The sequence below is a fragment of the Marinomonas profundimaris genome, from assembly GCF_000508165.1.
In the GTDB taxonomy this organism is placed as follows: domain Bacteria; phylum Pseudomonadota; class Gammaproteobacteria; order Pseudomonadales; family Marinomonadaceae; genus Marinomonas; species Marinomonas profundimaris.
This window is the reverse complement of record NZ_AYOZ01000056.1, coordinates 163,222-180,621: the sequence shown is the minus strand read 5'-3', so window position 1 is coordinate 180,621 and position 17,400 is coordinate 163,222. Positions and strand designations below refer to the sequence as shown.

Below are 17,400 nucleotides of genomic sequence, written 5' to 3'. Positions count from 1 at the left end.
TTACTACTTAGTAAGATGAATGGTGGCGGTCATGCCTGCACTAAGTTGCGTTTCAGCAGGAAATGGATCTAGTTTGATATCTACCGGAATACGCTGCGATAAACGCACCCAGTTGAAAGTTTGTTGGACTTGCGGCAAAAGCTGCCCATTACTTTGTGTGTTTGTATTGGCAATCGCCTTTCCGATGCTCGCTACATGACCCGTTAATGGCTTTCCACCGCCCAACAATGTCAATTTCGCGGCTTGATTCAAGTGAATAAGAGGAATTTTTGTTTCTTCAAAATACCCCGTCACATAAAACGAATCCGACTGAACGATGGAAAAGGCAGATGTGCCTTGGCCAACGTAATTCCCCTCACGTAAATTCAGATTAATAATATGACCTGACACAGGTGAGTACACCTGCGTACGATCCAAGTTTAACTGCGCAGTGGCTTGCTGCGCTTGCGCTAAATCATAATTCGCCCTGGCGATCGCAGTGCTAATACGTGAAGATTCTAAGTCTTCGTCACTGATGGCTTTTTGGCGTCGTAGCTCAACTCGACGCTCGTATTTATGCTTCGCCAACTGCCAAGAATACAACGCATTTTCAGTATTCGCCTTATTTTGATCTAAGGCCGCTTGATAGCGTTTTTGATCGACACTGAAAAGCAGCTCGCCCTTCTCAACCACCTGATCGTTGGTGATATTCAGACTTGTTACCCAGCCAGAGACATCTGGCGCAACAGTTACGATATCCGCACGAACACGACCATCACGTGTCCAAGGAGAATGCATATAATCATTCCACACCCACCTTCCAGCAAATACGGCGGCCAGAACAACGAGTAAAGTGATAAGAATTCGCAGATATTTAGCCATTGTTTTATCTTCCACCTAATAAGTAAACCGTGAGTGCCAAGTAACAAACAAATAATGACACCTCAAACCAAGCCACTTTCCAAATACGATCATGCCAGTCCAAACGATGAAGTACAAAACGTGTGAGCGCCGTCAATAAAAAAGCAATGGGGAAATAAACAACCAACGGGCTAAATTCCATCCCACCAAAAACAATAGCCTGAAGCATCATGAATATCCTGTCCGATTAAGTCGTTAGACAGTCGCTAAGCATTAGAAAACGTATGTCTGAGTTAAGAATAGAATTATATCGAGATAAAACAAAAAAATGTGCAGCTAACAGCCAAATAAAAACCAATAATTACAGATACCTATGATTTTAATTATGCCGTTTTTCAATCAAGTGTTGCCAGTAAGGATAAAAAATGGCAATTCGTCGCCCCGACACCATTCAACCTTTCCATGCCAGTCAGGGTGCTGCCAAAGGTCACCAATCGCCACCAATGTATCGCCTTGATACAGATAAGGAAGGTGCTCGCGCCACCAACTTGGTATTTGATGATCATTAAGCCACTTTTTCAATTTACGCGTTTTTCCATGTACTGAACGCAATGCAATTCCTTGAGGGCGTTGACCGAGAAAACAATCATCGCAGCCAAACACGGTTACGTCGTCAAAGGCGCGCTTTAGCATCACGCCAGACACAAGTGGCGCTAGCATTGGGGTTTTGTCTAAAGGCAATAAGTAGATGGCATTTTGATGACGCAGAATACGTCCGTTAGAAAAAACAAATTCAGGATGTCTGTCTTCTCCACCAGCAAACATACTATTGACACTTTCTAGCTGAGCATGAGACAACGAAACGTGTTCACGCTGTAAAAAATGTCGCAGCCAAAACAAGCGTTCGTCTCGCGCTTTGTTTTCAATAAAAGACAATTCAAAACCGCCCGATTCGTTACACCAATGCGTCAACTGTTGATTTGCAAAGGTTGCCAACATGTTGTAATCCGTGGCGATGCGCTGGGCGCTGGAAGCGATGCTTTGTTCCATTTTAGGAAAACGCTCTTTAAGAACCGGCATAACGCGTTGACGTAAAAAATTACGCGTAAAACGCTCATCATTATTGGATTCATCTTGAATCCATTTTAATTGTTTCCGCTGGGCATAACCTTCGATTGTCTCTTTTGATACCTCTAGCAATGGTCGAATAATTCTGGCTTGACCATCACCCAATAACCTTTCTTTTGGCATGCCTGCCAACCCTTTCCCACCGGTGCCTCTAAGCAGTCGAAACAAAACAGTTTCCACTTGATCAGCGGCATGATGAGCAAGCAAAATGACATCCTGATCACCCATAATATGTTGAAATGCTTGATAACGAGCATTACGTGCGGCGTCTTCGATGGAAGCTTGCGTCTCTAATTGTACGCGCTCAGCAACAAAGCGAACCTCAAGATTCTCGCAAACAGACTGGCAATGCACTAGCCAGTCATCCGCGTTCTCGCTCAATCCATGATGAATATGGATCGCTGCTAATTTCTGCTTTTGCTCATGTGAAAGTTGGTTCATCAATGCATGAAGCAAAACATGTGAGTCCACTCCGCCACTAAAGCCCAGCCACACGATTTTTGCCTGTGTAAATAGGCAATCGATCCATTCAGGGTTAAAACGAAGAGGGGATAATGAATCCATGGATTTTAGCGTTGAATACGTCATTCTAAACTCAGCAGAAAGCACCTAATGTAATCACAAACAAAAAAGCCTCCTAAAGAGGAGGCTTTTTTAGAATAACAAAAAAATTACAGGCCGTAAGACATCAAACGGTTATAACGACGAGCCAATAGCTCTTCTGTCGTTAACGCGTCCATTCGCTCTAAAGCGGCAAGAATGTTTTGTTTCAAACTGTGCGCCATTTGCTCATGAGCAATATGGGCACCACCTAATGGCTCTGGGATAATGTTGTCCACAAAACCCAATTCTTGCAGACGTTGAGCCGTAATACCCATCGCTTTTGCTGCATCAGATGCTTTCTCAGCACTTTTCCACAAAATAGACGCACAGCCTTCTGGGGAAATAACAGAGTATGTGCCGTATTGCAGCATCATTAGTTCATCACAAACACCAATAGCCAACGCACCACCAGAACCACCTTCACCGATAACAGTGGAGATAATCGGTGTTTTAAGGCGAGACATAACGGCCAAGTTAAAGGCAATCGCTTCACTTTGACCGCGCTCTTCAGCACCAATACCAGGATACGCTCCAGGTGTGTCGATTAATGTAATAATCGGCATATTGAAGCGTTCAGCCGTTTCCATAAGACGTAGAGCCTTACGGTAACCTTCTGGACGAGGCATACCAAAGTTACGCAATACTTTTTCTTTTACTTCGCGACCTTTTTGGTGACCAATGACCATAACAGGACGGCCATCTAAGCGCGCGATACCACCAACAATGGCGCGGTCGTCAGCGTAATGACGATCACCGTGCATTTCTTCAAAATCGGTAAAAGCGTGTTTAATATAATCAAGTGTATATGGGCGCTTTGGGTGACGCGCTAACTGCGAAACTTCCCACGCGCCTAAATTACTAAACAGGCTTTTAGTCAGCGCTATTTTCTTGTCTTCAAGGCGACTGATTTCATCGCTGATGTTGATTTCGTTATCGTTACCGACTAAGCGTAACTCTTCAATTTTTTGTTCAAGCTCAGCAATCGGCTGCTCAAAAGGGAGATAATCTAAATTCATGTTTAATTACACTACTGTTTGGTTGCCATCAAATTAAAAGACAAAAAGCCATTCGCTTAATGTCCTATAGCTTTATTAAATGAGATTAAGTATACACTAACTGAACATTTTGTTTACCGTATTGTTTCTGAAGTTGATGAATTAATTCGTCATCTGGACGAACTTTCCAACTTGCCCCCAAACGGATATCGCCACACGCTTGAGGCGTATCAAAACCAATAACGACATCACAACCATCTCCACGAAATGATTCCATGTAAGACGCTAATGTCTTTATTTCTGTTGGTGTCACTGTCTCTGAGGTCCACGTAATTCTCAATGCTTCAACATAGCGAACTCGGGCCTGTGCAATATCGAGAATATTTCGAGCAATCACTTTTTGCCCACCACGAAATTCGTCTACCGTAATTTCGCCTTCAACAACCACGACTTCATCTTTAACAATGACGTTTTTAAAGTTTTCGTAGTTATCTGGAAATACCGTTACCTCTATACGAGCCGAACGGTCATCAAGTGTAACAAAAGCAATGTTACCACCTTTTTTGCTCTTGGTAATCCGTAAGTCTACGATCAAACCCGCCATAATTTGCGTGTCGCCACGCTTTGGCTGGAGGTCAACAATCTTAGAACGCACAAAGCGACGAATCTCTTTTTCGTACTCATCAATCGGATGACCTGTCACATACAGACCTAATGTGTCTTTTTCGCCATCAAGTCGTTGTCGAGGCGGCCACTCATGCTGTATTCCTATTTCCTTATAAGCGTCCTCCGTATTTTCTTCTACTGCGATACCAAACAAATCCATCATGCCAGCATCTTGATTCTTCGCATCTTGCACGGCACGTTTCAATGCTTCATCGATACAAGCAAACAATGTCGAACGATTAGGGCCAATCGTATCAAAAGCACCAGAACGAACTAATGCCTCCATAACACGCTTGTTTACTTTGCGCCCAACACGCTGACAGAAATCAAAAATGTGCTCGAATGGCCCTTCTTTTCGCGCCTCTACAATGGCTTCAATTGGGCCTTCACCCACTCCTTTAATGGCGCCTAACCCATAGACAATGGCGCCCTTAGTGTTGACAGTGAATTTAAATACAGACTCATTCACATTGGGTAACTCTAAGCCCAACTTCATTGAACGACACTCTTCAATGAATATAACGATTTTATCCGTATTCTGCATATCGGCAGACAGAACCGCAGCCATGAAAGGCGCAGGATAATGATTCTTTAACCATGCCGTTTGATAAGAAACCAATGCGTAAGCCGCGGAGTGAGATTTGTTAAAACCATAACCCGCAAATTTTTCCATCAGATCGAAAATATTACCTGACAGATCTTTATCAACGTTATTTTTCAGCGCGCCTTCCATAAAGATCAAACGCTGCTCGGCCATAACTTCTGCTTTTTTCTTACCCATGGCTCGACGAAGTAAATCGGCACCACCCAGTGAGAATTTGGCCAGTACCTGAGCAATCTGCATTACTTGCTCTTGATACAAGATGATGCCGTAAGTTGGCTCTAAAACAGGAATAAGATCATTGTGCTGATAATCGGAATGTGGAAAAGCGAGCTCTGCACGACCATGCTTACGGTTAATAAAGTCGTCCACCATGCCAGAACCCAAAGGCCCTGGTCGGTACAAAGCCACCAAGGCGATAATATCTTCAAAGCGCGATGGCAACAGTTTTTTAATCAACTCTTTCATTCCGCGGGATTCCAGCTGGAATACTGCGGTTGTTTCTGCGCGTTTTAGCAAGTCATACGTGGACTTATCTTCCAAATCGATGAGCGCTATGTCCAAAGGTGGTTTGCCTTCTAACGCATTAATTGCATCGATGTTTTTAACCGCCCAATCAACGACCGTCAGTGTTTTCAGACCCAGAAAGTCAAACTTCACCAAACCGGCTTCTTCAACGTCATTCTTGTCGTATTGCGTCACCAAACCAGAACCGTCTTCTTCACAATACAGAGGCGCGAAATCGATCAATTTTGTTGGGGCAATAACCACACCACCCGCGTGTTTACCAAAGTTACGAACCACGCCTTCTAGCGATATCGCCATTTCCATGACTTCAGCGGCGTCTTCGTCACCAGCAAGAAACTCAGGTAAGGCTGGCTCCTCTTCTAGTGCTTTTTTCAAGGTCATGCCGATTTCAAACGGAATCAACTTAGACAGTTTATCACCAAGACTGTATGGCTTACCCTGCACCCGCGCCACATCTCGCACGACGGCTTTCGCCGCCATGGCACCAAAGGTAATAATCTGAGACACCGCGTCACGGCCATAAGTACGTGATACGTAATCGATCACTCGGTCACGGTTATCCATACAAAAGTCGATATCGAAATCGGGCATGGAAACCCGCTCTGGGTTCAAGAATCGTTCGAACAGCAAGTCGTATTCGAGTGGATCAAGGTCGGTGATTTTAAGCGCGTAAGCGACCAATGAGCCGGCACCGGAGCCTCGCCCAGGTCCAACTGGAATGTCGTTGTCTTTCGCCCACTGAATAAAGTCCATTACGATCAAGAAATAACCCGGAAACCCCATTTGATTAATGATGGTTAATTCAAAATCCAAACGGTCCCAATATTCTTGACGTCGACTTTCAATACGATCACCGTATTTTTTCACCAAAAAGTCGAAACGCTCTTTTAAGCCATCATAAGAAAGCTTGCTAAAGAATTCGTCCATCGTCATGCCTTCTGGCACAGGATAATCCGGCAAAAAATATTCGCCAAGCAGTACATCAACACTACAACGCTTGGCAATTTCTACGGTGTTTTCCAGTGCTTCGGGAATGTCTTCGAAAAGCGCGGCCATCTCTTCTGGCGTTTTAAAATATTGCTCTTCGGAATAACGGCGTTTACGGCGCGGATCATCCAAAGTTACACCATCATGAATACAGACTCGCGCTTCATGCGCCTCGTAGTTTTCACGTTTTAAGAAGCGCACATCATTGGTCGCTACAACAGGGCAACCAAGTTCGCTCGCTAAAGGCACGACCGAATGAATATAGGCCTCTTCCCCTGCTCGGCTAGTGCGCTGTAATTCAATGTAAAAACGATCTGGGAAAACATTCATCCAGTAAGACAAACGGCTTTTTGCCTGCTCTTGTCGACCTTTTTGCAGCATTAACCCAATATCACCAAAGCCGGCACCAGACAAAGCAATCACATCGTCGCTGCAAGCTTCAATCCATTCTCGCTGAACGATTGGACGACCTTCAACCTGGCCTAACTGATAGCCTTTCGAAATAATTTCGATAATGTTTTTGTAGCCTTTGTTAGACGTTGCCAACAAAGTAAGACGGTAGCGAGAACCAACATCGTCATCTTCAGCAATCACAACATCCGCACCACAAATAGGTTTGATGCCTTTGTCCATCGCCCCTTTATAAAAGCGCACAAAACCGCACAGGTTGTTCTCATCCGTAATCGCAACGGCCGGCATAGACATAAACTCGGTAGTACCAAGCAGCCCTTTGATTTTCACCAAGCCATCAACCAAAGAAAACTCGGTATGAACTCGTAGATGTATAAACGATGCGGACAAAATATTATCCCTCTAGAATTTTTTTAACGGGGCCAAAACTGCGTCGGTGTATCGGTGTAATACCATGTGATTTAAGCGCGTCAAGGTGCATGGCCGTAGGGTAACCTTTGTGCTTTTCAAATCCATATTCAGGGTATATTTCTGCGGCCTTCACAATATCCCGATCACGCGTGACTTTGGCTAAAATGGACGCCGCTGAAATAGCCGCCTGCCTAGCATCACCTTTAACAACCGCTTCAGCCGGGCAAGGTAAGTTCGGCGGAATCCTATTACCGTCAACCAGAACATGCTCAGGTATAATAGACAACAAAGCGACCGCTCGAGACATCGCCAACATACTGGCGTGCAATATATTTATCTCGTCGATTTCTTCTATTGTGGCACTGGCAACGCCATAAGCTAAGGCTTTTTCCTGAATCTCCACAAACAAGGCTTCGCGTTTTTTTTCGCTCAGTTTTTTTGAGTCCGCTAGACCTGCGATTGGACGGTTTGGATCAAGAATGACGGCCGCGGCCACCACTTCGCCTGCTAACGGCCCTCTTCCCGCTTCATCAGTGCCTGCCAATAAGTCGCCAAAATACATCTGACTCACAAAAGGCACCATCATTTCGCCTTTGCTTCAAGCATGGAAACAATCGCCAGAGCCGCCTGTTCACCGGCGTCTTTTCTCAACATTTTATGCAATTCCAGATATTTAGCCTGAATACTTTTATCACCATTAAACGAGCGCCAAGTTTGTAGTAAACGAATCGCTAAATTCTCTGGTGTTGCGGCGTCTTGAAGTAACTCTGGCACTAACGCCTCGTTGGCTAGCAAATTAGGCAAAGAAACATAAGGCACCTTAATCATCCGAGACATAATGGCATACGTCAGCTTGTTAACACGATACGACACGACCATTGGACGTTTCACCAGCATAGCTTCAAGGGCCGCAGTCCCAGACGCTAACAAAATAGCATCGGACGCCGCCATGACCGTACGAGACTGACCATCGATAATAATCGCTTCGGCATTGGCCTCTTGCAGTATGGCCTCTATTTGAACACGTCTAGCCGCATTTGCCGCTGGCATCAAAAAGACCGCGTTCGGTTCCTTTTGTTTAATCTGTTTCATCGTCTCAACAAACAGCGGCGCTAAGCGTGAAACTTCCCCTTCACGAGAACCTGGTAAGATCCCAAAAACAGGCCCCTTAATTGAACCTAGATTAAGATCGTCTCTCGCTTGAAGCGCATCACTTTCTAACGGTATATCATCCGCCAAAGTATGACCGACACAAACAACAGGAATATGGTGTTCATGATAAATAGGCAATTCAAATGGGAACAGAGCCAACATTAAGTCGACCGATTTTTTAATATTAAAAATACGGTTCTGACGCCATGCCCATACAGAAGGACTGACATAATGGATCGTCGGAATACCGGCTAGTTTTAATTTTTTAGCCAAAGGCATATTAAAATCAGGAGAGTCGATGCCGATAAAGGCCGTTGGTGGGTTATCTAAACAAGACTGATACAATCGCTTACGGATGCCTAGAAGCTCTCTTAAACGGCCCAACACTTCAACCAATCCCATCACGGACAATCGATCCATAGGCACAACCGATTTGAGACCTTGCGCTTCCATTAACGGCCCGCCAATCCCTTCAAATACAGCGTTGGGTTGTAATACTTTTAAGTGAGATATTAGGTTTGCACCTAAAATATCACCAGAAGCCTCACCTGCGACTAAGACATAACGTACCGGAGACGTCACTTTCATTTACACAACCTCTAATAATAAAAAACCCCGAAATTGTCCGGGGTTTTCTTTAAAACATGGTGTCTATCGGACTATGCCACGTTTAGACTGCCGAATGGATAAGATGAACTCCGCCACCTCAGGAATATGAACCACATCCCCTTTTTCCAATTCTTCTAAAGCAGAATTTAACGTTAATCCTTTAAGGTATATTGTTTTATACGCAGTACGCAACGCTCGGATGACATCCGCAGGTACACCTCGTCGGCGCATTCCCTCGAAGTTCATGCCATGCGCTTTAGCAGGATTACCAGAAACCATAATGTACCTAGGGACATCTTTAGAAACCATTGATCCCATGCCACACATACTGAAAGAATTCACCTGACAGAACTGATGAATCCCAGTGTAACCACCAAGAATGACATTATTACCAACTTTTACATGGCCCGCTAAAGCCGCAAAGTTAGCCATTATATTATGGTCACCAACAACACAATCATGACCAACATGCGTGCTTGCCATAAATAAGTTATGACTACCAATAACAGTAATGCCCGTATCTTGAACCGTGCCACGGTGAATAGTCGCATTCTCTCGAATGACATTACCATCGCCAATAATCAGCTGCGTTGGTTCACCTTTATACTTTTTATCTTGGTTCGCCTCTCCAACAGAAGCAAACTGATAAATTTCATTATTAGACCCAATCGTTGTATGACCATTGATCACAACATGCGATTTAATAACGCTACCAGCACCAATTTTTACATTCGGTCCGATCACACAAAAGGGACCGATCTCCACAGTGGAGTCAATCTCAGCTTTCGAATCGATTAAAGTTGTTGGATGTATTGGCACTATATTTTCCTGTCAGCACACAAAATTGTTGCAGAACACGCTAACTCACCGTCAACTGTTGCTCTACATTCAAACTTCCAAATACCACGTTTTTCGGTAATGATTTTTGCTTCAAGTTGTAGGCGATCGCCCGGCACTACAGGTCGCTTAAAACGTGCTTTATCAGAACCAACAAAGTAATAGATAGAACCATCTTCTGGCTTTTTATCCATGGTTTTAAAACCAAGTATACCTGCTGCTTGCGCCATTGCTTCAATAATCAAAACACCAGGCATTACTGGGTGATTTGGGAAATGCCCATTGAAAAACGGTTCATTAATCGTGACATTTTTATAAGCGACAATGGACTCATTTAAATTTAACTCAATAACACGATCTACCAATAAAAACGGATACCTATGAGGTAAGTATTGGCGGATTTCATTTACGTCCATCATTTATTATCAACCTTCTCTAAAAACTTATTAACCTGTTGTTTCAACTGTGAGAACTGCTTGGCCATATCATCTATTCTTCTGACTCGAGCAACCGTTCGACGCCATTTAGCCGTTGGTTCCATGCCCATTCCAGAAGAATAAGACCCAGCTTCTGTAATAGAATTACTGATCATACTCATACCAGTGACATGCACGCTATCGGCAAGGGTTAAATGCCCTGCAATGCAAACACCGCCCGAAATAGTACAAGAAGAACCAATTTTAGTGCTGCCTGCAATCGCCGTACTCGCCGCAATCGCTGTATTATCCCCAATTACGACGTTATGAGCAATTTGAACTTGATTATCTATTTTAACACCATGACCAATGTAGGTATTTTCTATCGCGCCACGGTCAATCGTTGTACTCGCACCGATTTCAACATTGTCACCTATGACAACAGAGCCTAGCTGATTGATTTTTTCCCAGCCACTCTGTGTTGGCGCAAAACCAAACCCATCCGCCCCTATAACTGAACTACTATGAAATATACAGGCTTCGCCAATCACCACATCATGATAAACAGTGACATTAGGGTAAAGACGCGTGCCTTTTCCGATTTTAACACCACGACCAATGACACAGCCTGCACCGATAACACAACCTTCGGCAATTTCAACGTCATCATCAATCGCTGAGTTGGGACCAACAACCACATCCTCCGCGATTATCGCATTGGCGGAGACAACCGCACTTGAATGAATACCAGACCAACACTGAGTCGATGGAACAAACAAGTGTGACAATTGAGCAAACGCTAGATAAGGGTTTGATACAATAATGGCGTTTTCTACTAACTGAGCCAATTCTTCATTTTTAACAAGAACCGCGCCTGCAGAAGTAGAGGCAAGTTGATTTTGATATTTAGGATTGGCCAAGAAGCTCAATTCTGTTTGGGTTGCTTTTTCAAGTGTACCCAATTTCTCAATCAGAAGACGGTCATCTCCTTTAACAACGCCCTGTACCTTAGCAGCCAATTGCCCTAGCGTGTGGCTCATAAATTAGTTGTCCTTATTAATACGTTTCACTAGTTCGTCTGTAAGATCTGCATCCGCATTGGCGTACAAACTTAACTGTCGATTTAAAACGAGATCCAACTTACGTTCCTCAATCAAAGACTTCAATGCCGCTTCACCTTGAGGTGTTAACGTTTGAATCAGTTTTTGCTCTAACGCTTTGGCCTGACGCTGCATGCTCGCCGCCATCGCTCGAACTTTATTATCATGTTCGGCCAATGCCTGACGACGCTTTTTGAATTCGTCCTGAGATAAGGTCAACTCGTCACGCTTCAAATCTTTAGCTGTTGTTTCGAGATCCGCCTGTTCTTTTTTTAGACGAGCGTCCATCTCTGCTACTTTTTGCTTTGGTTCTTTGGCCGCCTCTTGCCCAATATTACTTTCCAAAAGCGCCGCTCTGAAATCAATAACAGCCACCTCAGTTGCTTGCACACTGCCAATAAAGCATAGAATAAAAAGTGCGGTTATGATTCGTTTCATTTTCGTTCCTCTCGAATGATGCATTCTAAATTAAAAAGTCGTACCTAACTGAAACTGGAAGAAATCTGTTTTATCGCCGTCTTGTGCATTAAGCGGTTTGGCGAAATTAAAGGACAAAGGTGCAATGGGTGTAATCCATGTCCAGCTTAAACCCACACTATAACGTATCTCTGAAAGATCAACGCCTTCGTTACACTCTGTATTTCCCGAATAACACACATCGGTAAATACATTACCACCATCCAAAAATAGTGCTGTCCTAACCGATTTATGGTCTTCAACCATAGGCAATGGGAAAATAAGCTCGGCCGTACCGGTCATTAAAATATTACCACCCAAAGCGGAACTGGTATTACTCGAGCTGCTAGGGTATGAGTTTTTAGGACCTAAAGAAGACGCACCATAACCTCGAACAGAATAAGAACCGCCAGCAAAGTAGTTTTCAAAGAAAGGTAGGTTTTCGGTATCACCATACCCTGTCCCATATCCCAAACGGCCTTTCAACCTAAACAACCAAAGGTCTGAACTGTTTAAATTCCAGTAACGCTGAGACGTCAATCCAAGTTTAGTGTATTGCTGATCACCCACAGGCAATGCCACTTCTAATGTGGCCTTTGTGGAATAACCATCGGTTGGTAATACACCACCCACCAAATCACTGTCGCTCCACGTTAAGCTCGCAATCACATCGTCGTAATTATCCCCATGGGTATCAACGTAGTCTTGGGTTTCATTGGATGGGTCGTAGCCTAACTTAACCGTACTTTCTTTGACCGTCATACCAAAAGACAAACGCTGCGTATCTGAAATTGGGTAACCGTAACTTACACCAGCACCAATTTCATCTAGGTCATAATCTTCCACATCATCATCAGCATGATCGCTGGTTTGATAGAATAATTGGAAACCACGGCTCACACCATCAACGGTAAAATATGGATTATCGTAACTAATAGAATAGTCTTGTGTTTGATTGGTGCGCGTAGCGTTAAAGGAAAGCTTATTACCTGTTCCTAAAAAGTTACGTTTAGAAATACCAAAGCCAAGCACCGTACCGTCTTCTTGCGAATAGCCGATACTGGCTTGAATGCTACCGGAAGCTTGTTCTTGCACGACCACATCTAAGTCAACTTGATCAGACGTTCCAGCCACAGGGCGCGTTCTTAAATCAACACTACCAAAGAAGCCTAGACGTTCAATGCGACGCTTAGAAGATTGAATTTTTGAGTGTGTTGCCAACGCGCCTTCAAATTGCGTCATTTCACGGCGTAATACTTCGTCTTGCGTTTCGCTATTACCACTAAATGTAATACGGCGAACATACACTTTTGGGCCAGGTGTAATTTGATAACTAAGGTTAACCGTGTGATTGTCGAGCTTTTCTGGAATCACATTGACGTTAGTAAATAGGTAGCCGTCATCGCCTAATTCTGTCGATATTTTCTCGATGATTTTTGTCACTTCACTGCGAGAAAAAACGTCGCCGCTCTTCTGGGATATTTGCTTCCACACTCGATCTTCTGCAATGGGCAAACTACCACTTAAAGAAACGTTATTAATTTTATATGGCTTACCTTCATCAACATTAATCACAATGTAAACATCACGTTTATCTGCAGACAAACTCACCTGACTCGACACAACACTGAAATCTAAATAACCTTTATCCAAATAAAAGCTCTTTAGCGTATTAATATCACCTTCAATTTTTGCTTTTGCGTATTCGTCAGCAGAGCTAAAAGGATTCCACGATCCAGTTTCTTCCGCTTCAAAATTTTTGGTCAGTGTTTCTTCATCAAAATCTTTATTACCAACAATGTTGATATGGACTATTTTTGCCGTATCACCTTCATCAATCTTAATCACAATGCCTGTTCGGTTACGCGGCATTTCCTCTACCGCGATATCTACTTTTGCACTGTAACGACCTAACGCGTAATACTGACGCTGAAGCTCTTGAGCTATCTGATTTAAGGTTTCTGGCTTGTATATCTCACCAATTTCTAATCCAGATAACTTCAAGCCCCGCTCTAAATCTTCCGTTTTGATTAGTTCATTACCTTCTATGGTTAAATTACCAATAGAAGGCCGTTCAGCCACATCAAAAATCAAGACATCATTTTCTTCATACACGTCAATGTCACTAAAGTAACCCGTGTTAAAAAGAGAACTAATGGCTTGATATACTTTATCAGAATCATAGGATTCACTATCATCGAAACCTATTACGTCAAACGCTCTTGCCGATGGCATTTGTACTAGACCATCAATTCGAACATCCTCTACGGTTTTTGCAAAACCCTGCACGCTTATTAAAGCCAACAACACAGCTGGAACGACTTTCACATATACCTCTCTACAAGCGGGCAATATCATTAAAAATGGCAATGGCCATTAAAGCGAATAAAAGAGAAGCCCCTACACGATAAGCCATGCTCTGAATTTTTTCAGAAACAGGCTTTCGGCGAATAGCTTCAATGCCAAAAAACAACAAATGCCCACCATCTAACATTGGAATAGGCAACAAATTAAGCACCCCCAAACTGACACTGAGGTAAGCCATAAATTTCAAAAAAGACTGTAAGCCCGAGTCTGCTGATGCACTCGCCACTTTTGCAATGGTTATCGGACCAGACAGATTATCAACGGAAATTAAACCTTGAAGCATTTTCCCGATAGAAGAAACCGTTAACGATATCATCCTAGAAGTTTGTTCAATACCATAAGAAATCGCATCCAATGGGCCGTAATATCGTTCTCTAACAAGACTCTCATCCCACTTAGGTGGAACCACAGCCAAGCCTGCATACCCTATCACTTTACCATTACGTTCTGTGGAATTTGGTCGTAAGGATAATGTAAAGACCCCTTCCGTGCGTCGAACTTCAACCGACATCACGTTAACCGGATTGGACTGCACTAATGCCACAACCTGCTGCCAGTTTGAAATAGACTGACCCTCTACGGCTAAGATTTCATCGCCCACCAAAAAACCAGCCTCGGCCGCCGCACCACCTTCAACAACTTGCGCAATGATTGGCACAATAACAGGCTGCCACGGCGCCAGACCAAACGCCTTAATTAAATTATTAGGCTCATCACCCACCAACCATCGATTAAGGCTGACGTTGCCTTCCTGTAAAGCGCTAAGACCTTCAGGTCGGTATCGAACGATAATGGTTCCTGTTTGTCCAATCAAGCCCGCTAACGTTAAATTTACATCTTCCCACGATGATACCGACTCACCAGCAATAGCGATAAGCTCATCACCCGCTTGAATTTGTGTTTGTGAAATAGGCGAATCTTGCTCAACCTGACCTATTTTAGGCGCAATAGATTGCACACCAAGCAAAGCGACTAAGGCATAAATAACAATCGCTAGAATAAAATTCGCGACAGGGCCAGCCGCAACTATCGCAATACGTTGCCATACATTTTTGGTATTAAACGCCTGACTTCTTAACGACTCAGGAACATTCCCCTCACGCTCGTCCAGCATTCTCACATAGCCACCAAGAGGTATCATCGCCAATGTGAATTCTGTGCCTGTTTTTCCTATATAACGATAAATAGGCTTCCCGAAACCTACAGAAAAGCGCAGGACTTTCACCCCACAACGGCGAGCCACGAAAAAATGCCCAAACTCATGAAAAGTAATTAAAAGACCTAGAGCGACAACAATAGAAAGGATATTTTGTATCATGAAAAACCACCGCGAGAGATTAAATCCTGAGCAAAACGACGAGCATATGTATCCGCTTCAAAAACATCATCAAGCGTACTTACCGCCGTGATATTTGCAGATGTCAAAACCTGCTCATTCAATTTGGCAATATCAAGAAAGCCGATCTGACGATTCAAAAAAGCCGCCACTGCGATTTCATTCGTGGCATTTAAAACCGCCATGGCAGTACCGCCCATAAACCACGCATCGGCGGCCAATCTCAAATTAGGAAAGCGCACCAAATCAGGGGATTCAAAATTCAAACACGCGATATCAACCAAGCTCAAGGGGGCAACATTTGTTTCCACCCGATTCGGCCAACTCATACCATAAGCAATCGGTATTTTCATATCCGGATTTCCCATTTGAGCAATCACAGAACCGTCGCGATAAGAGACCATTGAATGGACAATACTTTCCGGATGAACAACAACATCCACTTCATCTGGCGTTACATCAAATAGCCAGCATGCTTCTATCAATTCAAGGCCCTTATTCATCAAAGAAGCCGAATCAATTGAAATCTTTTGCCCCATAGACCAATTTGGGTGCTTGCAAGCCTGCTCTGGCGTTACCGCCAACATGTCTTCCATTGACCAAGTTCTAAAAGGCCCACCAGATGCGGTCAAAATAACCTTAGATACATCCTGCTTATGAGCGCCAGATGCTGTTTGAGGTAAACTCTGATAAATCGCATTATGCTCGCTATCAATGGGCAGCAATGTAACATTATGACGCACCACCTCATCCATAAAGAGCTTACCAGCAGTCACAAGAGACTCTTTATTAGCCAGCAATGTGCGTTTTCCAGCGCGAATGCCCGCCAATGTCGGCTTCAGGCCAGCAAACCCCATAATGGCCGCCATCACTTGATCAACAGCAGAGTCGGAAGCAATACTTTCGAGAGCTCGTTCTCCCCACTCAAACGATGTCGTCAAATCGGCGCATTGCTGAGCCAGTTCATCACGAGCCTTTTTAGACCCCATTACCACACGCTGAGGTTTGAATCGGCGACAGATAGCCGCCATTTTATCCACACTTTCGTTTGCAGACGCATTAATCAGAACAAATTTATCTGGGTGCTGAGCAATGATATCTAGCGTACTTTGCCCGATCGACCCGGTCGCTCCCAATAAACAAATGCCTTGCATCAAAGCCATCCAGCCAAACTAAGCAATAAAACATAAATTGGAGCCGCCGCCGTTAGGCTATCGACACGATCCATAACGCCACCATGCCCAGGAATCAAACGGCTCGAATCTTTTAAGCCTTCATGGCGCTTAAATAAACTTTCCGTTAAATCCCCTAACACCGATACCGACGACGTTAAGAGTGCAATCAATGACAAAATCAACCACTGGGTAAAAGAGAACTCACTCAATACGGCAAAAATGGCAACGCCAACCTGAGTTAAAAGCAAACCGCCTATTACGCCTTCCCATGATTTACCGGGACTAACAAATTTTGCTAATTTTCTTTTTCCAAACGCGCGCCCTGCAAAGTAGGCACCAGAATCCGCTCCCCAAATCAGCCCCATCAGAAGCAAAACCCACACGACAAAATGCTCTGATTGTTTCAAAACAACCAACGCCGTCCACGTTGTAAGCAGCACTAACACACCAAAGACCAGACGACTAATAACATGACGCCATAACAAAGGGGCTGGATAACGTATTACCCAATAAAGTGCTGTCGCCCATAACAAAGGAGTAATATAAAGTGACAGCGCCTCAAGGTTGAGATTTAGAACCCAAAAACACACAACACCAATAAAAATGGCATAAGCAACACGAGCCACTTGGCTTTGCACGCCAGATAAACGCGCCCATTCCCAACCAGCCAGTAGAACAACGCCAGCCATGGCAACAAAGAAACTATCTGCCTCTAAAACGAATACAGCGCAAATAAACAACACAGCCATAACAATGGCACTTAAAATACGAGGGAGTAACAT

15 protein-coding genes are annotated in these 17,400 nt (G+C 43.9%); all 15 read right to left on the bottom strand.

Annotation, left to right across the window (positions count from 1 at the left end):
• Nucleotides 1–3 precede the first annotated feature (3 nt).
• Nucleotides 4–861, bottom strand: a complete 858-nt coding sequence (locus tag D104_RS34095) for an efflux RND transporter periplasmic adaptor subunit (protein WP_024025164.1) — start codon at nucleotides 859–861, stop codon at nucleotides 4–6.
• Between the two features lie 4 nt (nucleotides 862–865).
• A complete protein-coding gene (locus tag D104_RS34090; protein ID WP_235075956.1) occupies nucleotides 866–1,072 on the bottom strand; it encodes a DUF1656 domain-containing protein in 207 nt (68 codons plus the stop codon).
• A gap of 167 nt (nucleotides 1,073–1,239) precedes the next feature.
• Nucleotides 1,240–2,556, bottom strand: a complete 1,317-nt coding sequence (gene tilS, locus D104_RS34085) for a tRNA lysidine(34) synthetase TilS (RefSeq protein WP_024025162.1) — start codon at nucleotides 2,554–2,556, stop codon at nucleotides 1,240–1,242.
• An 83-nt stretch (nucleotides 2,557–2,639) separates the two neighbouring features.
• Nucleotides 2,640–3,587, bottom strand: coding sequence for an acetyl-CoA carboxylase carboxyl transferase subunit alpha (gene accA / locus D104_RS34080; protein ID WP_024025161.1), 948 nt, complete (start codon nucleotides 3,585–3,587; stop codon nucleotides 2,640–2,642).
• A gap of 85 nt (nucleotides 3,588–3,672) precedes the next feature.
• Nucleotides 3,673–7,149, bottom strand: a complete 3,477-nt coding sequence (dnaE, locus tag D104_RS34075) for a DNA polymerase III subunit alpha (protein WP_024025160.1) — start codon at nucleotides 7,147–7,149, stop codon at nucleotides 3,673–3,675.
• 4 nt (nucleotides 7,150–7,153) lie between these two features.
• Nucleotides 7,154–7,753 carry a ribonuclease HII gene (gene rnhB / locus D104_RS34070; protein WP_024025159.1) on the bottom strand — a complete coding sequence of 200 codons (600 nt, stop codon included), beginning with the start codon at nucleotides 7,751–7,753 and terminating at the stop codon, nucleotides 7,154–7,156.
• Nucleotides 7,753–8,910, bottom strand: a complete 1,158-nt coding sequence (gene lpxB / locus D104_RS34065; protein ID WP_024025158.1) for a lipid-A-disaccharide synthase — start codon at nucleotides 8,908–8,910, stop codon at nucleotides 7,753–7,755. The genes rnhB and lpxB overlap by 1 nt, the downstream gene beginning before the upstream one ends.
• 63 nt (nucleotides 8,911–8,973) lie before the next feature.
• Complete coding sequence (gene lpxA / locus D104_RS34060) at nucleotides 8,974–9,750, bottom strand: acyl-ACP--UDP-N-acetylglucosamine O-acyltransferase (protein ID WP_024025157.1); 777 nt, start codon at nucleotides 9,748–9,750, stop codon at nucleotides 8,974–8,976.
• A complete protein-coding gene (gene fabZ / locus D104_RS34055) occupies nucleotides 9,750–10,187 on the bottom strand; it encodes a 3-hydroxyacyl-ACP dehydratase FabZ (RefSeq protein WP_024025156.1) in 438 nt (145 codons plus the stop codon). The genes lpxA and fabZ overlap by 1 nt, the downstream gene beginning before the upstream one ends.
• Nucleotides 10,184–11,224 (bottom strand): UDP-3-O-(3-hydroxymyristoyl)glucosamine N-acyltransferase, encoded by a 1,041-nt coding sequence (lpxD, locus tag D104_RS34050; protein WP_024025155.1) that lies wholly within the window; start codon nucleotides 11,222–11,224, stop codon nucleotides 10,184–10,186. The genes fabZ and lpxD overlap by 4 nt, the downstream gene beginning before the upstream one ends.
• Nucleotides 11,225–11,227: 3 nt before the next feature.
• Nucleotides 11,228–11,722 carry an OmpH family outer membrane protein gene (locus tag D104_RS34045; RefSeq protein ID WP_024025154.1) on the bottom strand — a complete coding sequence of 165 codons (495 nt, stop codon included), beginning with the start codon at nucleotides 11,720–11,722 and terminating at the stop codon, nucleotides 11,228–11,230.
• Nucleotides 11,723–11,752: 30 nt separating this feature from the next.
• Nucleotides 11,753–14,098, bottom strand: coding sequence for an outer membrane protein assembly factor BamA (gene bamA, locus D104_RS34040; protein WP_024025153.1), 2,346 nt, complete (start codon nucleotides 14,096–14,098; stop codon nucleotides 11,753–11,755).
• A complete protein-coding gene (gene rseP / locus D104_RS34035; protein ID WP_024025152.1) occupies nucleotides 14,079–15,425 on the bottom strand; it encodes an RIP metalloprotease RseP in 1,347 nt (448 codons plus the stop codon). Before rseP ends, bamA begins: the two co-directional genes overlap by 20 nt.
• Nucleotides 15,422–16,597, bottom strand: coding sequence for a 1-deoxy-D-xylulose-5-phosphate reductoisomerase (ispC, locus tag D104_RS34030; RefSeq protein ID WP_024025151.1), 1,176 nt, complete (start codon nucleotides 16,595–16,597; stop codon nucleotides 15,422–15,424). Before ispC ends, rseP begins: the two co-directional genes overlap by 4 nt.
• Entirely contained in the window at nucleotides 16,597–17,400 is an 804-nt protein-coding gene (locus D104_RS34025) for a phosphatidate cytidylyltransferase (RefSeq protein ID WP_024025150.1), read from the bottom strand. The genes ispC and D104_RS34025 overlap by 1 nt, the downstream gene beginning before the upstream one ends.